Genomic DNA, 16,628 nt, shown 5'->3' with positions numbered 1-16,628 from the left:
TCAATCCGTTTGCAGGCAGGCCAGAGCAGCGGCCACGGTGTAGAAGGATCCACAGACCAGCACCGGATGCCCTGCCTCCGCCGCGTCATGCAGTGCCGCTGTCAGGCTGTCGTAGCAGGCCACCTCAGTGGCAGCCAGACCACTGCGCTGTTGCAGTGCCTCGGCGCTCTGAGAACGCGTGCCTGCATCCAGGCTGACCAGCGACCACTGCGGGTTCAGAATCGCGAGGGATTGTACTACAGCGTTTGCATCCTTGTCGCCGAGCATACCCAAAATTATCGTCCAGCGCGGTGCCTCCATACGCAGTCGGCCGGCAACCCAGGCTGCCGCCTGCGGATTGTGCGCCACATCGAGCCAGATGTCAGTCTCGCGCCAGCGTATGTGTTGCAGGCGACCGGGCATCCGGGTGGCAGCAAAGACCTGACGGACCCGCTCGGGGTCACAGGTCACCCCCAGCTCGGCCAGCACCTCCAGCGCCAGATTGGCCGACGGCAGCGGCAGCGCCGGCAAGCTGAATGGCGTCTGCCCCAGTCCCAGCTCGGCCGTGGTGTGCCAGCTGCCAGCGGACGTCAGCGTCGGCACGCTGACAAAGCGCAACTGCGCGCCCACCTCGGCAGCCACCGCGGTGAATACCTCGGGCACCTGGTCGGCGCCCACCAGCAGCGGCTTGCCGGCGCGCGCTATGCCGGCCTTTTCGCGCGCTATGGCAGCCAGGGTGTCACCCAGCCAGTCGGTATGATCCAGGCCGATGGTGGTTACCACGGCGCAATCGGCAGCCAGAATATTGACCGCATCCAGGCGTCCGCCCAGACCAACTTCCAGCACCAGTGCCTGCAGACCGGCGCGGGCAAACAGATCAAAGGCGGCCAGCGTGGTGAATTCGAAGTAGGTCAGCGATACCTCTGCCCTGACCTGCTCGACCCGGGCCAGGGCATCGACCATGGCCGCAGCGCTCACGGGCTGGCCGTTGATCACGACCCGCTCGGTAAAATGCAGAAAATGCGGGGAGGTATAGAGGCCGACCGTCCAGCCGTGGGCGCGCAACAGCTCGGCTGCGAGCGTGGCCGTGGAACCCTTGCCGTTGGTGCCGGCGACAGTGACGATACGCGTAGCGGAAAAGTCATGGCCCAGACGTGACCAGACCGCACGAATGCGGTCCAGTCCAAGGTCGATGTCTTTGGGGTGCAGTGTTTCCAGCCGCTGCAACCAGGCGTCCAGGGTGCGGGGGCTGTTGTGCCAGTCTTCAGGCGGCATTCAGATGCATCATCTTCCGCAGTTGTCGGGAAATCACCGGCCGCAGGTCCTGGCGTGCGACGACCATATCCAGCGCCCCGTGTTCGAGCAGGAACTCGCTGCGCTGAAAGCCTTCCGGCAGGGTCTGACGTACGGTCTGTTCGATCACTCGCGGGCCGGCAAAGCCGATGCGCGCGCCGGGCTCGGCCATGTTCAGGTCACCCAGCATGGCCAGACTGGCCGACACACCGCCATAACAGGGGTCGACCATGCAGGAGATGAACGGCAGGCGCTCCTGCTGCATCTTCTCGATGGCGGCCGCAGTCTTGGCCATCTGCATCAGGGAGAACAGGGCTTCCTGCATGCGGGCGCCGCCGGAGGTGGGAAAGCAGACCAGCGGCAGCTTGTGCTCCAGACAGACATTGACGGCACGGACGAATTTCTCGCCCACTACCGAGCCCATCGAGCCCCCCATGAAGGTGAAGTCAAAGGCGGCCACAACCACCGGCACCTGTTCCACGGTACCCTTGACAACCTTGAGGGCGTCTTTCTGCCCGGTGGTTTTCTGGGCGGCCACCAGGCGATCCTTGTAGCGCTTGGAGTCCTTGAACTTCAGGCGATCCACCGGCTCCACATCTGCGGCCACTTCCACCTGTCCGTCCGGGTCCAGAAAAAATGCGATCCGCTGCGTCGCGGAGAGGGTCATGTGGTGTTCGCATTTGGGACAGACATTCAGGTTTTTTTCCAGCTCGGGCCGGTACAGTACCGCGCCACAATTGCCGCACTTGTCCCAGACACCCTCCGGGACATTGGCCTTGGCGCGGCTCTCGGACCGAATGATGGAAGGGACCAGTTTGTCCAGCCAGCTACTCATTGATCACTCCTGTCTGTTCCTGATCACGGCATGATAGCGCAGATTATGCGGCATCCATACCATTGCGCATATCTGACAGCAGCGCAGACACTTGTGAGGTAATTTCAACAGCAGGTCTGTCCGCCGCCTGGGCGATGATGTTCACCAGTGCCGACCCGACAATGACGCCATCGGCAACCCGGCTGACGGCGGCGGCATCGGCTGCGGTCTTGATGCCGAAACCAACGGCAATGGGCAGCTCGGTGGCCTGGCGCAGGCGCTCCACATGATGCTTTACATTGTCCACATCCAGCGTGTTGGCGCCGGTGACACCCTTGATCGACACATAGTAGACATAGCCGCTGCTGTGCGCACAGATGGCGCGGGCGCGCTCGTCGGACGTGGTCGGTGTAAGCAGGAAGATGGTGTCCAGTTCACGCTCGTGCAGCATGCCAGTCAGCGTCTCGCACTCCTCCGGCGGCAGATCCACCACCAGCACGCCGTCAATGCCGGCCTCGACGGAAGCATTCACGAAGGTCTCGTAGCCCATGTACTCGATCGGATTCATGTAACCCATCAGCACCACGGGCGTGCGGTTGTCGCGCGCGCGGAAGCGGGCCACCAGAGCCAGCACATCGCGCAGGCCGACGCCATGTTTCAGTGCCCGCTCATAGGCCAGTTGGATGGTCGGACCATCCGCCATGGGGTCGGAAAACGGCACCCCCAGTTCGATCACGTCGGCCCCGGCAGCGACCAGCTCGTGCATCAGGTCCAGGGTGGTATCGATATCCGGGTCCCCGGCCGTGATGTAGGGGATCAGCGCCGCCCGACCGGCCGCCTTGAGTTCGGCAAGTGTGTTCTGCAATCTGCTCATGTGGATACTCCTCAGATGTCCATGCCGTCCATACGGGCCACCGTATGCACGTCCTTGTCACCCCGTCCGGACAGGTTGACCACGATGCGCTTGCCGACCCCCATTTGCGGTGCCAATTTCTTCGCATAGGCCAGCGCATGCGCCGTTTCCAGTGCCGGCATGATGCCTTCAATGCGGGTCAGTTCGCGGAACGCAGCCATGGCTTCATCGTCGGTAACGGAGACATAATTGGCCCGGCCTTCATCCTTCAGCCAGCTGTGCTCAGGGCCCACGCCAGGATAGTCCAGCCCGGCCGATACCGAATGCGTGCCCAGAATCTGGCCATTGTCGTCGGCCATCAGATAGGTTCGGTTGCCATGCAGAATGCCCGGCCGACCGGCGGTAAGCGGAGCCGCGTGCTGGCCGGTCTCGACCCCCAGACCACCGGCTTCGACACCGTAGATGGCCACCGACGGATCATTGAGAAACTCGTAGAACAGGCCGATGGCATTGGAACCGCCGCCGACACAGGCCACCAGGGCATCCGGCAGGGCGCCGGCCTGCGCCTGCAGCTGGCGCCGGGTTTCGCGACCAATGATGGACTGAAAATCGCGCACCAGCATCGGATAGGGATGCGGGCCGGCTACGGTGCCGATGATGTAGTAGGTGTCATCCACATTGGTGACCCAGTCGCGCATGGCTTCGTTCATGGCATCCTTCAGGGTGCGCGTGCCCGAGGTCACCGGCACCACTTCGGCGCCGAGCAGCTTCATGCGATAGACATTCAGTTTCTGCCGTTCGACATCCTCGGCACCCATGTAGACCACGCACTCGAGTCCCAGGCGGGCCGCCACAGTGGCACTGGCCACACCGTGCTGACCGGCACCGGTCTCGGCGATCACCCGGCGCTTGCCGACATGCTTGGCCAGCAGGGCCTGACCAATGGTGTTGTTGATCTTGTGGGCACCGGTGTGGTTGAGGTCTTCGCGCTTCAGCCAGACCTCGGCGCCGCCCCATTTCTCGGTCAGACGTTCAGCCAGGTAGAGCGGCGACGGACGCCCGACATAATGCGCCAGGTCGTGGTCGAATTCGGCCTGGAACTGGGGGTCGTCTTTCAGGCGACCATAGATGTCGCTCAGTTCTTCCAGGGCGTTCATCAGGGTTTCCGACGCAAAGCGCCCACCGTGAATCCCGAAGTGCCCGCGCAGGTCCGGCCCCTGATGGTAATCGCGTTGTTCAGTCATGCTTCTCGTCCTCCTCTCGGACAGCGGCCACAAAGGCCGCCATCAGCGCTGAATCTTTTTCGCCCTTCTGGCCTGCATACTCGATGCCACCACTGACATCGACGCCCCAGGGTCGGATGGCGCGGATGGCCGCGCCGACATTATCCGGGGTCAGGCCACCGGCCAGTACAATGCGTTCGCGCCACCCTGCCGGTATACGCTGCCAGTCAAAAGTCAGGCCGGTACCGCCGGGCTGCTCCGGGTGCCAGGCATCCAGCAGCAGGCCTCGGGCATCGGGCCACTCGGTCAGTACCTGCTCCACCTCTGCCTCAGGGTGCATGCGCACGCCCTTGATCCAGGGGCGCCCGAACTGGCGACAGAACTCATTGGATTCATTGCCGTGGAACTGCAGGCAGTCCAGCGCCACCCGGTCGAGCACGGCTTCCACCGCCTGCACGGTCGGATCGACAAAGAGTCCGGTCAGGGACAGAAACGGCGGCGCTGCGGCAGCCAGTTCGGCGGCCTGGTCGATGCTGACGGCGCGGCTGCTGTGGGGCCAGAACACCAGCCCTGCCGCATCAGCGCCCAGTTCGGCCGCCAGACGGATATGTTCGCTGCGGCGCAGACCGCACAGCTTGATACGTGTTGGTCGGGTCACTCTGTCTGTCCCCCCTGTATCGGGTCATTGACCGGCAGAAACGCCGGGCCCAGCGCCGGTGCAGGCAACTGGAAGGCCGGATCGTACTCGGCCGCAATCAGATACAGCCCATCCGGGCGCGCGGTTACGCCGCCCTGCTGACGATCCCGGGTAGCCAGCACCTCGGCCGCCCAGCTCACCGGTGCCTCGCCACGGCCTATCGCCATCAGCACGCCGGCAATATTGCGCACCATATGATGCAGAAAGGCATCGGCGCGGATATCGAGCACCAGCAGCTTGCCCTGACGCTTGACCTGACAATGGGTCACGGTACGCACCGGGCTCTTGGCCTGGCACTCGGCGGCCCGGAAGGCACTGAAGTCATGACGGCCACAGAAACTGAACGCCGCCTGCTGCATCAGCCGTTCATCCAGCGGCGACTTTTCCCAGGTGGCGGCATGACGCATCAGGGCACTGGGCACGGGATGGTTGTAGATCACATAACGATAGCGTCGGGCCCGCGCCGAGAAGCGCGCATGAAAGGTATGCGGTACCGGCTTGACCCACTGCAGGCTGATATCGTCGGGCAGCCGGGTATTGCTGCCCAGCAGCCAGCCCCAGGGCTTGCGCACGCTACTGGTATCAAAATGAATGACCTGACTGGTCGCATGCACCCGCGCATCGGTGCGCCCGGCACAGTGCAGCTTGATCTCGTGATCGGCCACGAAACCGATAGCCTGCTGCAGGTAATTCTGAATGGTGTGCGGTGTGGCGCCCTGCGTCTGGTAGCCGTGATAGGCGGTGCCCTGATACTCCACGCCAGCCGCCCAGCGCAGTGTCCGCTGCGGGGTTTCCGGCGCAAACACTTCCGGACCTCCGGGCTGTGCGGTGGCCTGACCAGCGGATGCAGATTGTGGCGCCGGTGAAGCGGACATAAAAAAGGCATCTCAAGTAACTGAGACGCCAATCTTAACACTATCGTTTAGTTTGAATCAACAGCTGCCCGGAAAGCCCGGCCTACAGGGTTTCCAGCAGTTTACGTGCATCCGATTTCTGGCTGTCATCGCCCTCTTCCAGCACCTCGTTGAGAATATCGCGTGCGCCGTCGCCGTCTTCCATGTCGATATAGGCGCGGGCCAGATCCAGCTTGGTTGCCACCTCATCGGTGCCTGCCAGGAAGTCGAAATCATCGTCCCACTCGCCGGTAGCGTCGTCATCGGCATTGGCCGTGACCGGCTCGGGCTCCGACTCGGACAGGGTCTCGGTTTCCGGCTCTGGCTGATCAAATGCCTCGGGTTCCGGCATTTCCGCTTCCGGAGCCGACTCTTCCAGGTCGCCCCAGTCTTCAGTCGGGTCTTCTTCCCCGGCGAACGGGTCTTCTTCCCCGGCGAACGGGTCTTCCAGATCCGGCAGGTCACCCAGATCGTCAAGATCGTCGATGTCCTCGCGCTTCTGGTCGGGCCCCTTATCTTCCAGACCACCGGCTTCCAGATCATCATCCAGGCCGAGATCATCGGCGCCGGAGAAGCTGCCACGCTCCGGCTGTTTCAGATCATCGGCGCCCGACAGATCGGTGTCCAGATCGCCAAAATCGAAGTCGAGATCTTCATCCAGTTCCAGTGTGTCCAGCGCCGCTGAATCGTCGGTGGTGCCGGCTGCGGGTCGGCGGTCGGTGTCCAGATCGAAATCCAGTGACAGGTCGTCATCAGGACCTGTCATCGCCGAAGTGGACTCGGCGACCGACTCCTTCTCCAGCGTGTCCAGATCGAAGTCCAGCGACAGACCCTCGTCTGCGCTCGGGTCGTCCAGAGGGTCATCCAGCTCGGGTACGCCGTCGTCCAGTTCAGCCGCTGCCGACTGTCTGGCCGGTTCCGGCGTGGCCTCATCGGTATCCAGTTCGAGGTCCAGATCAAGATCCAGGTCATCGAAGTCGTCGGCATCGAAGTCGTCGGAGAGATCATCGCCAACCAGGGTATCCTCGCCGCCGCTCTGGAACTGATGGCGCAGGTGGTCCAGCACTTCCGGGGCACCGGTGAACTGCTCGGCCAACTCATTGAAGGCCGGGCGATTGCCGGTTTCAGCGTACAGCTCCAGCAGCTTCTGCTGTACAAAGGGATCCTGCGGAATCTGGTCGAGAGCCGCTTTCAGGGCTTTCTCGGCTTCGTCATAACGCTGAAAGGCCATGTACAGCTCGGCATTCTCGACCGCTTCGGCAGCCGCAGCGCCATTCTGGCCCTCTGCGGCCGTTTCCGGCAATGGATCTGCTTCCGCAAGCAGATCATCCGACAGGTCATCACCTTCGTCAAAAGGGTCGTCCGCTACCGGGTCATCGTCCATCAGGCCTTCATCCACATCCAGTGCATCCGCATCGGCTGCGTCAGCTCTCTTGCGCCGCACCAGGCTGATCAGGGCCAGGATGAGCAGTACCCCGGAAAGCACCAGCACGGCATTCATGGGCTGTCGAATCCAGGCCAGCAGGTCATCCAGCAGCGCCCACGGAGAGGTAGTGATGGCCGGGCCGTCCAGATCCGGAAGCTGGGCAATGGAATCCTGTGCCATAGGGGCTTCTGCTTCGGCTGCCGGCGCATCACCATCGGTGGGCGCGGTCGGGTCATCGGCCGGAGCATCCGGGCCGGGTGCCGGCACGGCGGCCTCTTCTTCCTGCTCACGCTGGGCCTGTTCCTGCCGCTCCAGCTCTTCTGCCGCCGCCTGCAACTGCGCCGCAGATTCACTCTGCAGGTCCATCAGGCGGCTGAGCAGATTGACCTGCTCTTCCAGGTCCAGCAGGCGGGATTGCTGTTCATCGTACTGCCGGCGCAGTTCGTCATTCAGTTCCTGCTGAATGGCCAGTTCGTTCTGCAACCGCGCCACTTCGGCTTCACTGGCACCGTCGGCGGCGCCGGCTTCCGGTTCGCCGGGCTCGGTAATCACTTCCAGGAAGCCGTCCGGATCACGTCCCGCTTCCCCGTCAGCCAGTCCGCTGGCGGTATCGTCGGTCGCAGCGATCTGGGCTTCCGTGGCCGGCGGCGTGCCGGCCAGCGCAGCGTTCTGGCGCGCCACTTCGCGCGTGGCTTCGGCGACCGAGCGCACGGCTACCTGATCAGCGTCGGGCAGATTCAGCAGGCTGCCGGCCTTGACCCGATTGATATTGTCATTGATGAAGGCATCCGGGTTCATGTCCTGAATGGCCAGCATGATCTGTTGTGGCGTCTGGTTTGGATCCTGACGCGCCCGCAGGGCAATTTCCCAGAGTGTATCGTTGTTGGCGACCCGGTACTGGCTGTCCGGCAGTTCTTCTATGCGGCGCTGCGGCTCGGCAGGCTGAGTGACCTGGGGCTGCGAAGGCGGTTCTATTGCCGGCAGTTCCGGCGCCGGCTCGGCCGGATCTTCGTCAGGAAAAGGATCACTGGCCGGAAAGGTCTGTTCCATGACCGAGTCGCCCTCGGCGAACACGGGCGGATCAAGCAGCAGGGTGTACTCGCGCACCAGCCGGCCACTGGGCCAGCGCAGTTCTACCAGAAAATCGAGAAAGGGTTCCTCTACCGGCTCGCTGGTAGTGACCTGAATGACAAAGGCGTCACCATCGGGTTGCACATCGAACTCGAGTTGACTCAAAAAGAACAGCCGCTCCACGCCCGCGCGCCGGAAGTCCTCCGGCGTGGCCAGTTGCACATTGAGCTCCTGCGCCGTCAACCCTTCCGGGTTGGTAATCCGGATCTCGGCATCAAGGGGCTCGGTCAGCGCTGACCGCAGCGTGGCTTCACCCAGTCCCACCGCTGTGGCCGCAGTACTGACCATAATCAGCAGCATTACCGCCAGCAGTTTACTCAGGAGCGCATGCACGCGCGTCATATTTCGGGTTCCTTTCACTTCGATGTAACCATCTGTTATCTGTATTTATTGGCCGGAACAGCCGGCAGCAGTCTTGTGGCGGCTACCAATGTACCCAAAGCATTGCCACGACAAAACATTTTTATGCCAAAAAGTCTGTCGTTATTCACATTTCATCACATTCACTAATCGATTCGTAGCCTGTAATAACGCGACACTGGTTGAAATATGCTCAGCAGCGCTAATATGCCCGCATATATAAAAAATGCCACCGGTTGCGGTGGCATTTGCAAATAGATGATCAGAATACCGGGAACCGCTGTCCGCTTCCCGGCGGCCATTATCTGGCCTGGTACTCCTGCAGCACCCGCAGCATGCGGCGCAGTGGTTCTGCCGCACCCCACAGCAACTGATCGCCCACGGTAAAGGCGGAAATGTATTCCGGCCCCATGGTCAGTTTGCGAATACGCCCGATCGGCACTGTCAGCGTACCATTGACCTTGACCGGTGACAGCTCGCTCATGGACAGCTCACGGTCGTTCGGCACCACCTTGACCCAGTCATTATGCCGGGCCAGGATATCTTCGATTTCGCCCACCGGCAGGTTCTTTTTCAGCTTGATGGTCAGTGCCTGGCTGTGGCAGCGCATGGCGCCGACGCGGACACAGATGCCGTCAATCGGTACCGGCTTTTCACTGCGGCCGAGAATCTTGTTGGCCTCAACCTGCGCCTTCCACTCTTCCTTGCTCTGCCCGCTGGGCAGCGCCTTGTCGATCCAGGGGATCAGGCTGCCGGCCAGCGGTACACCGAACTGCTCGGTCGGGAAGTCGTCGGCGCGCAGCGTCTCGGAGACCAGGCGGTCCACTTCCAGAATGGCGGCAGCCGGATCGTCAACCTGAGCCGCCACGGCCTGATGCACCGCGCCCATTTGCTGAATCAGTTCCTTCATGTGCCGGGCACCGGAACCGGAAGCGGCCTGATAGGTATGCGGTGTCACCCACTCGATCAGATCTTCCTCGAACAGGCCACCCAAGGCCATCAGCAGCAGACTGACGGTGCAGTTGCCGCCGACAAAGGTCTTGTAACCCTCTTCCAGCGCTGCATCCAGAACCGCGCGATTGACCGGGTCCAGTACCAGCTTGGCTTCATCTTCCATGCGCAGAGCGGAGGCGGCATCGATCCAGTACCCCTGCCAGCCGGCAGCGCGCAGCGGCCGGTACACCTCGTTGGTGTAGTCGCCGCCCTGACAGGAGATGATGACATCCTGCGCCGCCAGCGCTTCGATGGATTTTGCATCCTGCAACGGGGTGGTTTTCTTCTGGCCCACATCGGGCCCCGGCTGACCGGTCTGTGACGTACTGAAGAACACCGGCTCGATGTTCGCGAAATCTTTTTCGGCGCGCATGCGATCCATGAGGACAGACCCCACCATACCGCGCCAACCTACAAAACCTACTTTCAACATGTTGTCCTCACACTGTCAGTGCATTCAATGGCGGCTCAAAGCAGCCAGCACGGCATCGCCCATGGCCCGTGTCGACACGGGCTGTTCATCCGGCCCCGCGATGTCCGCCGTGCGCAGCCCCTGGTCCAGCACATCCGCTACCGCGCGCTCTATGGCGTCGGCCGCAGCGGGTGCCTGCAGCGAATAACGCAGCATCATGGCCACCGATATGATGGTGGCCAGCGGATTGGCGACGCCCTGGCCGGCAATGTCCGGGGCGCTGCCATGGATGGGCTCGTACATGCCCTGTCCGCTTTCATTCAGGGATGCAGAGGGTAACATACCAATGGACCCGGTGAGCATGGCGGCGCAATCAGACAGGATATCACCGAACATGTTGCCGGTAACCAGCACATCGAACTGCTTGGGCGCACGCACCAGCTGCATGGCCGCGTTGTCGACATACATGTGGCTCAGTTCCACTTCCGGATAGTCCCGGGCCACCCGCTTGACCACTTCCCGCCACAGCACCGTGACTTCCAGCACATTGGCCTTGTCGACGGAGCACAGACGACGATTGCGTTTCATGGCCGCATCGAAGGCAACCCGGGCGATGCGCTCGATTTCCGGTTCGCTGTACACATAGGTGTTGAACCCTTCGCGCACGCCATCGTCGCGCGTGCGAATGCCACGCGGTTCGCCGAAGTAGATACCGCCGGTCAGTTCCCGCACGATCAGGATATCCAGCCCGGACACCACCTCCGGCTTCAGCGTCGATGCACCGGCCAACTGCGGGTACAGAATCGCCGGCCGCAGGTTGGCAAACAGGTTCAGATTGGAGCGCAGACCCAGCAGGCCCTTCTCCGGGCGCTGGGCCATCTCCAGATCATCCCACTGCGGGCCACCGACCGCACCCAGCAGGATGGCATCGGCGGCACGCGCCGCAGCCAGTGTATCGTCCGGCAACGGACTGCCTTCGGCATCAATGGCCACCCCGCCGACCAGCGCTTCCCGGGTTTCAATACCCAGTCCAAACCGGGCGTTGACGGCGTCCAGCACACGTGTGGCCTCGGCCACGATTTCGGGTCCGATGCCATCACCGGGCAGAACCAGAACGGATTTTGTCACTTTGATTCCTCTTCGTTTTTTAGTAGACAGTGCACAGATGACAGATGACAGATGACAGATGACAGATGACAGATGACAGATGACAGATGACAGATGACAGATGACAGCAAAATCGTTGCCGAACCACTGCTGGCTGTCGAACCCTCACTGTCTACTGTCGACCGTCTACTGTCGACTATATCCAACTGTCGACCGTCTACTGTCGACTATATCCAACTGTCGACCGTCTACTGTCGACTAAACCTAACTGTCACCCGGCAAACAACCAGGGCGCCTCAACCTGCCGCTTTTCTTCATAAGCCCTGATCTTGTCGGCACTCTGCAGGGTGGTACCGATGTCGTCGAGACCATTCAGCAGGCAGTGCCGGCGGAAGCTGTCGACGTCGAAGGACCAACTGCGACCATCGACCGTGCGCATCTCCTGCTTTTCCAGATCAGCCGTCAGCTCGAAGCCGGGCTGGCTGTACAGGTTCTCGAACAGCTCGGACACCACCTCGGCCGGCAGCACCACGGGCAGAATGCCATTCTTGAAACAGTTGTTGTAGAAGATGTCGGCAAAGCTGGGCGCGATCAGCACCCGAAACCCGAAGTCTTCCAGCGCCCAGGGCGCATGTTCACGACTGGAGCCACAACCGAAGTTTTCCCGGGTCAGCAGAATACTGGCGCCCTGATAGCGCTCCTGATTGAGCGGGAAGTCCGGGTTCAGTGGGCGTTTGCTGTTGTCCTTGCCCGGCTGGCCTTCGTCCTGATAACGCACTTCGTCAAACAGGTTGGGGCCGAAACCGCTGCGCTTGATCGATTTCAGAAACTGCTTGGGAATGATCATGTCGGTATCGACATTGGCCCGGTCCATGGGTGCAACCAGGCCGGTGTGTACGGTCAGTGCCTGCATGTTCAGTTCCCCCACTCGCGAATATCGACAAAATGGCCTTCAATGGCTGCTGCCGCCGCCATGGCCGGGCTGACCAGATGGGTGCGACCGCCAAAACCCTGCCGGCCTTCAAAGTTGCGGTTCGAGGTCGAGGCACAATGCTCGCCCTGCCCCAGCTTGTCGGCGTTCATGGCCAGGCACATGGAACAGCCGGGCTCTCGCCACTGGAAGCCGGCCTCGGTGAACACCTTGTCCAGCCCTTCCTGCTCGGCCTGTTTCTTGACCAGTCCGGATCCGGGCACCACCAGTGCCTCCTTCAGCGAACCTGACACCTTGCGGCCCTTGACCACGCTGGCGGCGGCACGCAGATCCTCGATGCGGGAGTTGGTGCAGGAGCCGATAAAGACCCGGTCCAGGCGGATATCGGTCAGCGCCTGCCCTTCCTTGAGGCCCATGTATTGCAGCGCCCGCTGGAGACCCTGGCGCTGCGTTTCACTCGGCATGTCGGCCAGCATGGGTACCCGACCACGGATACCGGCCACCATTTCCGGCGACGTGCCCCAGCTCACCTGCGGCTCGATAGCGGCGGCATCGATTTCGACCACACGGTCGAACACGGCGTCGTCATCACTGACCAGGTCACGCCAGGCCTGCACGGCCAGATCCCAGTGCTCGCCCCTGGGCGCGAAGGGCCGTCCGTGGAAATAGTCGATGGTGGTGTCATCCACTGACACCATGCCGGCGCGGGCGCCGGCCTCGATGGCCATGTTGCAGATGGTCATGCGCCCTTCGACCGACAGCGAGTGAATGGCCGTACCGCCAAACTCGATGGCATGACCAGTACCGCCGGCGGTGCCGATGACACCGATGATGTGCAGCACTACATCCTTGGCGGTCACGCCCGGACCCAGCTCGCCGTCCACCCGCACCAGCATGTTCTTCATCTTCTGCTGAATCAGACACTGGGTGGCCAGAACGTGCTCGACCTCGGAGGTGCCGATGCCCATGGCCAGCGCCCCGAAGGCGCCATGGGTGGAGGTGTGCGAGTCACCACAGACGATGGTCATGCCGGGCAGCGTGGCGCCCTGCTCCGGGCCCATCACATGGACAATGCCCTGCCGCTCGTCACCCAGCCCGAACTCCATGATGCCGGTAGAGCTGCAGTTGTCATCCAGTGTCTTGACCTGCAGGCGCGACACCTCGTCCCTGATGCCTTCGATACCGGCCTGCCGCTCCAGCAATGTAGTCGGCACATTGTGGTCTGCCGTGGCCAGGTTGGCACCGATGCGCCAGGGTTTGCGGCCCGCCAGGCGCAGCCCTTCAAAGGCCTGCGGCGAGGTCACCTCATGAATCAGATGCCGGTCAATATAGAGCAGAGCACTGCCATCATCGCGCTGGTCAACCAGATGGGCTTCCCATAATTTGTCGTAAAGCGTTTTACCCGCCACCGTGATGCACCCCTGTTGTTTTCTTGATGCGCTCAGTTTACTGTTCCACGTAAATAAAACAAATTCATCTTTTTTATACATTCCATAACCTTATGGAATGCAACTGCCAGGAGAACGCACCCATGCTGGATCTGCACAGTCTCGAGGCCTTTGTTGCGGTCAGCACACACGGCAGCTTTTCGGCCGCAGCAGAGCGCCTCCACCTGACTCAGCCCGCAGTCAGCAAGCGGCTGCAGAGCCTGGAACAACAGATTGGCAGCCCGCTGTTCGATAGGGTCGGGCGCCGCATCCATCTGACTGATGCCGGCAAGACGCTGCTGCCCGCCGCCCAACGCATTCTGCAGGAGGTGGACAACGCCAACCGTACCCTGCAGAACCTCTCCTTGCAGGTGGCCGGTCGACTGTCCTTTGCCACCAGTCACCATATCGGCCTGCACCGGCTGCCCCAGTTGCTGCGCGACTTCATCGACCAGCACCCCGAGGTGGAAGTGGACCCTCACTTTCTGGAATCGGAAGTGGCCCATGAGGCGGTACAGCGCCGCGAGGTGGAGTTTGCTTTCGTGACGCTGATTCCGCGGCCACCCAGAGCCATTGAACAGATTCAGCTGTGGACCGACCCACTGGTGTTCGTTGCCGCCCGCCATCACTTTCTGGCCCGCAAGACCCGCCTGCAACTGAACGAACTCTGCTATACCCGCGCCGTGCTCCCGCACGAGAGCTCGGCCACCTATCAACTGATCCGCCAGCAGTTTGCCCAGCGCCAACTGCCGCTGAAAACCACCCTGCCGGTGAACTATCTGGAAACGATCAAGATGATGGTTACGGTAGGCCTGGGTTGGAGTGTATTGCCGGCCTCCATGCTGGACGAGCGTCTGGTGCAACTGCCGGTGGACATTCCGCCGGTGCAGCGCACGCTGGGAGTGATCCGCCTGCGCGAGAGAACCCTGTCCAACGCAGCCTCGGCCCTGCTCGACAGCCTGCAATAACAGGCACCGTTAGCGCTCAGAATCGAGAAGAAGCGCGCGGCAGCATGCGCTCGCGCAGGTAATATGCAATGAATGCCAGCAGCGCCACCGGCACCGCCAGCAGAGCTCCATACCAGTGCGCATCGATCAGTACCGGCGCATCAGCAAAGTAACCACTGAACTGGGCCGCCATGGCCATGCCGCTGTCTTCCCAGACCACCTTGAGCAGAATGGCCACCACAATGGCGAAGCGAGGCCAGACGCCGAGCCAGGGGCTCCAGGCGAACGCCACCATCAGCCAGCCGTGCCCGACCCCGGAAAAGCCGCGGTAGATGTCGATATCATCGTTGTTGAACCAGATGCCGGCGGACACCCCGGCCATCAGCCCTGCAGCCAGCAACAGGCCCGGCCAGCGATTCATCCAAAGCGGCGCCAGCAAGGCGGCCAACAGCACCGCCACGGCATTGGAGAGTCCGTGCGCCGGCGTACCGTGAGCCAGATGCGCACTCAGCCAGCGCCAGTACTCACCTGCCTGCAGTGCCGAGCGATCGTATTGCCAGCTATCGGCCCACCACCAGCCGGCAACCAGCAGGAGCAGCACCACCAGCGGCGTGACGCCCTGCGCCAGACGATAATTGGTTTTTCGGGACCGTTTCCAGGCCGTGGTTGCCATGCCCTTTACTCCGGGGTCGTTGCACTTTGGTTGTGAATCCTATACAAAACCGCTCCCGCCATCAGCAGGAAGCCTTATTGTGTGGTTTAAAAGTTGTTTTATCTACCAGATTCGCGACGCGGAATTTGCCGACCGCTGTGCCGCCTCTCAACTGACGGCCCAGCATGGCTTCAATGACTGCCTGCCCACGCAGCCGGTCAGCCTGGGTCTGGTGCCGCCCCACCGCGGCCTGAGCGAGCTGCAACTGACCAGCCGCCAGATTCTGGTGTGGAAGCTGCAGCGCCAGGAGCGCCTGTTGCCGACCAGTGTGGTCAACGAAACCCTGGCCGAGCGCGTCGAAGCGCTGCAGGAGGCCGAGAGCCGTCGGGTCGGGCGCAACGAACGTCAGGACCTGAAGGACGAAATTACTCAGGAGCTGCTGCCACGGGCCTTTACCCGCAACCAGCAGCATATGATCGTGCTGGATCGTGATTCAGGCTGGCTCTTTGTCCAGAGCGGCAGCGAAACCAGAGCCGATGAACTGACCGCGCACCTGCGCGAAGTGCTGGGCGAATTGCCGGTGGTGCCGCTGGGCGCGCTGTGTCAGCCCGAACCGGTGTGGGCGGCCTGGCTCAGCAGTGGCGATCTGCCAGCGGATGTCGAGGTGGCCGACGAACTGACCCTGGTGCATCCGGCCGAAGAGTCCACGGTACGCACCAAGCAACTGCCGTGGGACAGCGCCGAGGTACAGCAACTGCTGACCAGCGGCTACAGACCCAGTCAGTTGCTGCTGCACTGGCAGGACCAACTGACACTGCAGATCAACGACAAGAGTGCACTGAAGCGCCTCAAGTTCGCCGATGAGCTGATCGAACAGGCAGCCAACGACGGCGGTGACGACGCACTGGCAGAATGGGAAGCCGGGCTCCACCTGATGACGGCGGCTCTGCGCACCTTCAGCAATGCCTGGCTGGAGTGGTGTCAGTCCGACCCGGCGCCCGAACCAAAACCCTCGAATTCATAACGCCGAATCAGCCGCGCCGCTTCCAGCACCCGGGTGCGATGTTCCCGTTCATGGGCCTCTCGCACCTGGTCCTGCCGCAGGCGCTCCTGCGGTGTCAGAGCCTGCCGTGCCTGGTGCGTATCCAGCTCTCTGACCTGTTCATAGAGGTCATCAAAGGCCTGAAAGCGAGCTCTTTCCTCAGCCGGCAATTCCATGCCCTCGAGCAGAAAGCGGATGCGGATCGAGCCTTCCGAAATATTCAGATCTTCTTCCACCATGTTCTGGGCAATAATGCGAATGCTGTCGATCAGGTAGTCCTCATGCACCTGTCTCTGGCGCTGATAGCCGGCCTCCTGCTGCGCAATCTGCCGTCGGTGCTGCCACAGCCGCCAGTGCAGCCAGCCGGCATAGGCGCCCAGGCCCAGTACGATAAACAGCGCAAGCACAGTCAACAGCGTCAGCATAGAACCATTCCATAGGTCAACAG

The 16,628-nt window shown here is 61.9% G+C and carries 15 protein-coding genes; 2 read left to right on the top strand and 13 right to left on the bottom strand.

The window, feature by feature from the left end; all coding sequences use genetic code 11:
* The 11 genes from E4656_RS02910 to leuC all read right to left on the bottom strand — a co-directional run bounded on the left by E4656_RS02910 (nucleotide 1) and on the right by leuC (nucleotide 13,521).
* A complete protein-coding gene (locus tag E4656_RS02910) occupies nucleotides 1–1,254 on the bottom strand; it encodes a bifunctional folylpolyglutamate synthase/dihydrofolate synthase (protein WP_135481023.1) in 1,254 nt (417 codons plus the stop codon).
* Nucleotides 1,244–2,107 (bottom strand): acetyl-CoA carboxylase, carboxyltransferase subunit beta, encoded by an 864-nt coding sequence (gene accD, locus E4656_RS02905; RefSeq protein WP_135481021.1) that lies wholly within the window; start codon nucleotides 2,105–2,107, stop codon nucleotides 1,244–1,246. Before accD ends, E4656_RS02910 begins: the two co-directional genes overlap by 11 nt.
* 43 nt (nucleotides 2,108–2,150) lie before the next feature.
* Nucleotides 2,151–2,960, bottom strand: a complete 810-nt coding sequence (gene trpA / locus E4656_RS02900; RefSeq protein ID WP_135481019.1) for a tryptophan synthase subunit alpha — start codon at nucleotides 2,958–2,960, stop codon at nucleotides 2,151–2,153.
* An 11-nt stretch (nucleotides 2,961–2,971) separates the two neighbouring features.
* Nucleotides 2,972–4,183: a tryptophan synthase subunit beta gene (gene trpB / locus E4656_RS02895; protein WP_135481018.1), complete on the bottom strand. Its 1,212-nt coding sequence runs from the start codon at nucleotides 4,181–4,183 to the stop codon at nucleotides 2,972–2,974.
* Nucleotides 4,176–4,820 carry a phosphoribosylanthranilate isomerase gene (locus E4656_RS02890; protein WP_135481016.1) on the bottom strand — a complete coding sequence of 215 codons (645 nt, stop codon included), beginning with the start codon at nucleotides 4,818–4,820 and terminating at the stop codon, nucleotides 4,176–4,178. The genes trpB and E4656_RS02890 overlap by 8 nt, the downstream gene beginning before the upstream one ends.
* Nucleotides 4,817–5,734, bottom strand: a complete 918-nt coding sequence (truA, locus tag E4656_RS02885; protein ID WP_135481014.1) for a tRNA pseudouridine(38-40) synthase TruA — start codon at nucleotides 5,732–5,734, stop codon at nucleotides 4,817–4,819. The genes E4656_RS02890 and truA overlap by 4 nt, the downstream gene beginning before the upstream one ends.
* 82 nt (nucleotides 5,735–5,816) lie before the next feature.
* Complete coding sequence (locus E4656_RS02880) at nucleotides 5,817–8,651, bottom strand: FimV/HubP family polar landmark protein (RefSeq protein WP_135481012.1); 2,835 nt, start codon at nucleotides 8,649–8,651, stop codon at nucleotides 5,817–5,819.
* A gap of 319 nt (nucleotides 8,652–8,970) precedes the next feature.
* Nucleotides 8,971–10,095, bottom strand: a complete 1,125-nt coding sequence (gene asd / locus E4656_RS02875) for an aspartate-semialdehyde dehydrogenase (protein ID WP_135481010.1) — start codon at nucleotides 10,093–10,095, stop codon at nucleotides 8,971–8,973.
* 24 nt (nucleotides 10,096–10,119) lie between these two features.
* Entirely contained in the window at nucleotides 10,120–11,202 is a 1,083-nt protein-coding gene (gene leuB, locus E4656_RS02870) for a 3-isopropylmalate dehydrogenase (RefSeq protein WP_135481008.1), read from the bottom strand.
* Between the two features lie 250 nt (nucleotides 11,203–11,452).
* Complete coding sequence (gene leuD, locus E4656_RS02865; protein ID WP_135481007.1) at nucleotides 11,453–12,094, bottom strand: 3-isopropylmalate dehydratase small subunit; 642 nt, start codon at nucleotides 12,092–12,094, stop codon at nucleotides 11,453–11,455.
* Nucleotides 12,095–12,096: 2 nt separating this feature from the next.
* Nucleotides 12,097–13,521, bottom strand: a complete 1,425-nt coding sequence (gene leuC, locus E4656_RS02860) for a 3-isopropylmalate dehydratase large subunit (RefSeq protein ID WP_135481005.1) — start codon at nucleotides 13,519–13,521, stop codon at nucleotides 12,097–12,099.
* A gap of 122 nt (nucleotides 13,522–13,643) precedes the next feature.
* Here leuC and E4656_RS02855 point away from each other — a divergent pair, with 122 nt between their 5' ends.
* Nucleotides 13,644–14,507: a LysR family transcriptional regulator gene (locus tag E4656_RS02855; protein WP_338089988.1), complete on the top strand. Its 864-nt coding sequence runs from the start codon at nucleotides 13,644–13,646 to the stop codon at nucleotides 14,505–14,507.
* A gap of 16 nt (nucleotides 14,508–14,523) precedes the next feature.
* Here E4656_RS02855 and rrtA read toward each other — a convergent pair whose 3' ends face one another.
* Complete coding sequence (rrtA, locus tag E4656_RS02850; protein ID WP_135481003.1) at nucleotides 14,524–15,159, bottom strand: rhombosortase; 636 nt, start codon at nucleotides 15,157–15,159, stop codon at nucleotides 14,524–14,526.
* A 79-nt stretch (nucleotides 15,160–15,238) separates the two neighbouring features.
* Here rrtA and E4656_RS02845 point away from each other — a divergent pair, with 79 nt between their 5' ends.
* Complete coding sequence (locus E4656_RS02845; protein WP_167855907.1) at nucleotides 15,239–16,162, top strand: recombination-associated protein RdgC; 924 nt, start codon at nucleotides 15,239–15,241, stop codon at nucleotides 16,160–16,162.
* Here E4656_RS02845 and E4656_RS02840 read toward each other — a convergent pair.
* On the bottom strand, nucleotides 16,120–16,605 hold the full coding sequence (locus E4656_RS02840; protein WP_167855906.1) for a DUF2489 domain-containing protein: 486 nt from the start codon (nucleotides 16,603–16,605) through the stop codon (nucleotides 16,120–16,122). The two genes, E4656_RS02845 and E4656_RS02840, sit on opposite strands and share 43 nt — an antisense overlap.
* Between the last annotated feature and the right edge of the window lie 23 nt (nucleotides 16,606–16,628).

Source organism: Natronospirillum operosum (assembly GCF_004768465.1).
Classification (GTDB): domain Bacteria; phylum Pseudomonadota; class Gammaproteobacteria; order Pseudomonadales; family Natronospirillaceae; genus Natronospirillum; species Natronospirillum operosum.
Note: the sequence above shows the minus strand (reverse complement) of the source record. Positions and strands in the feature narration are given on the sequence as shown.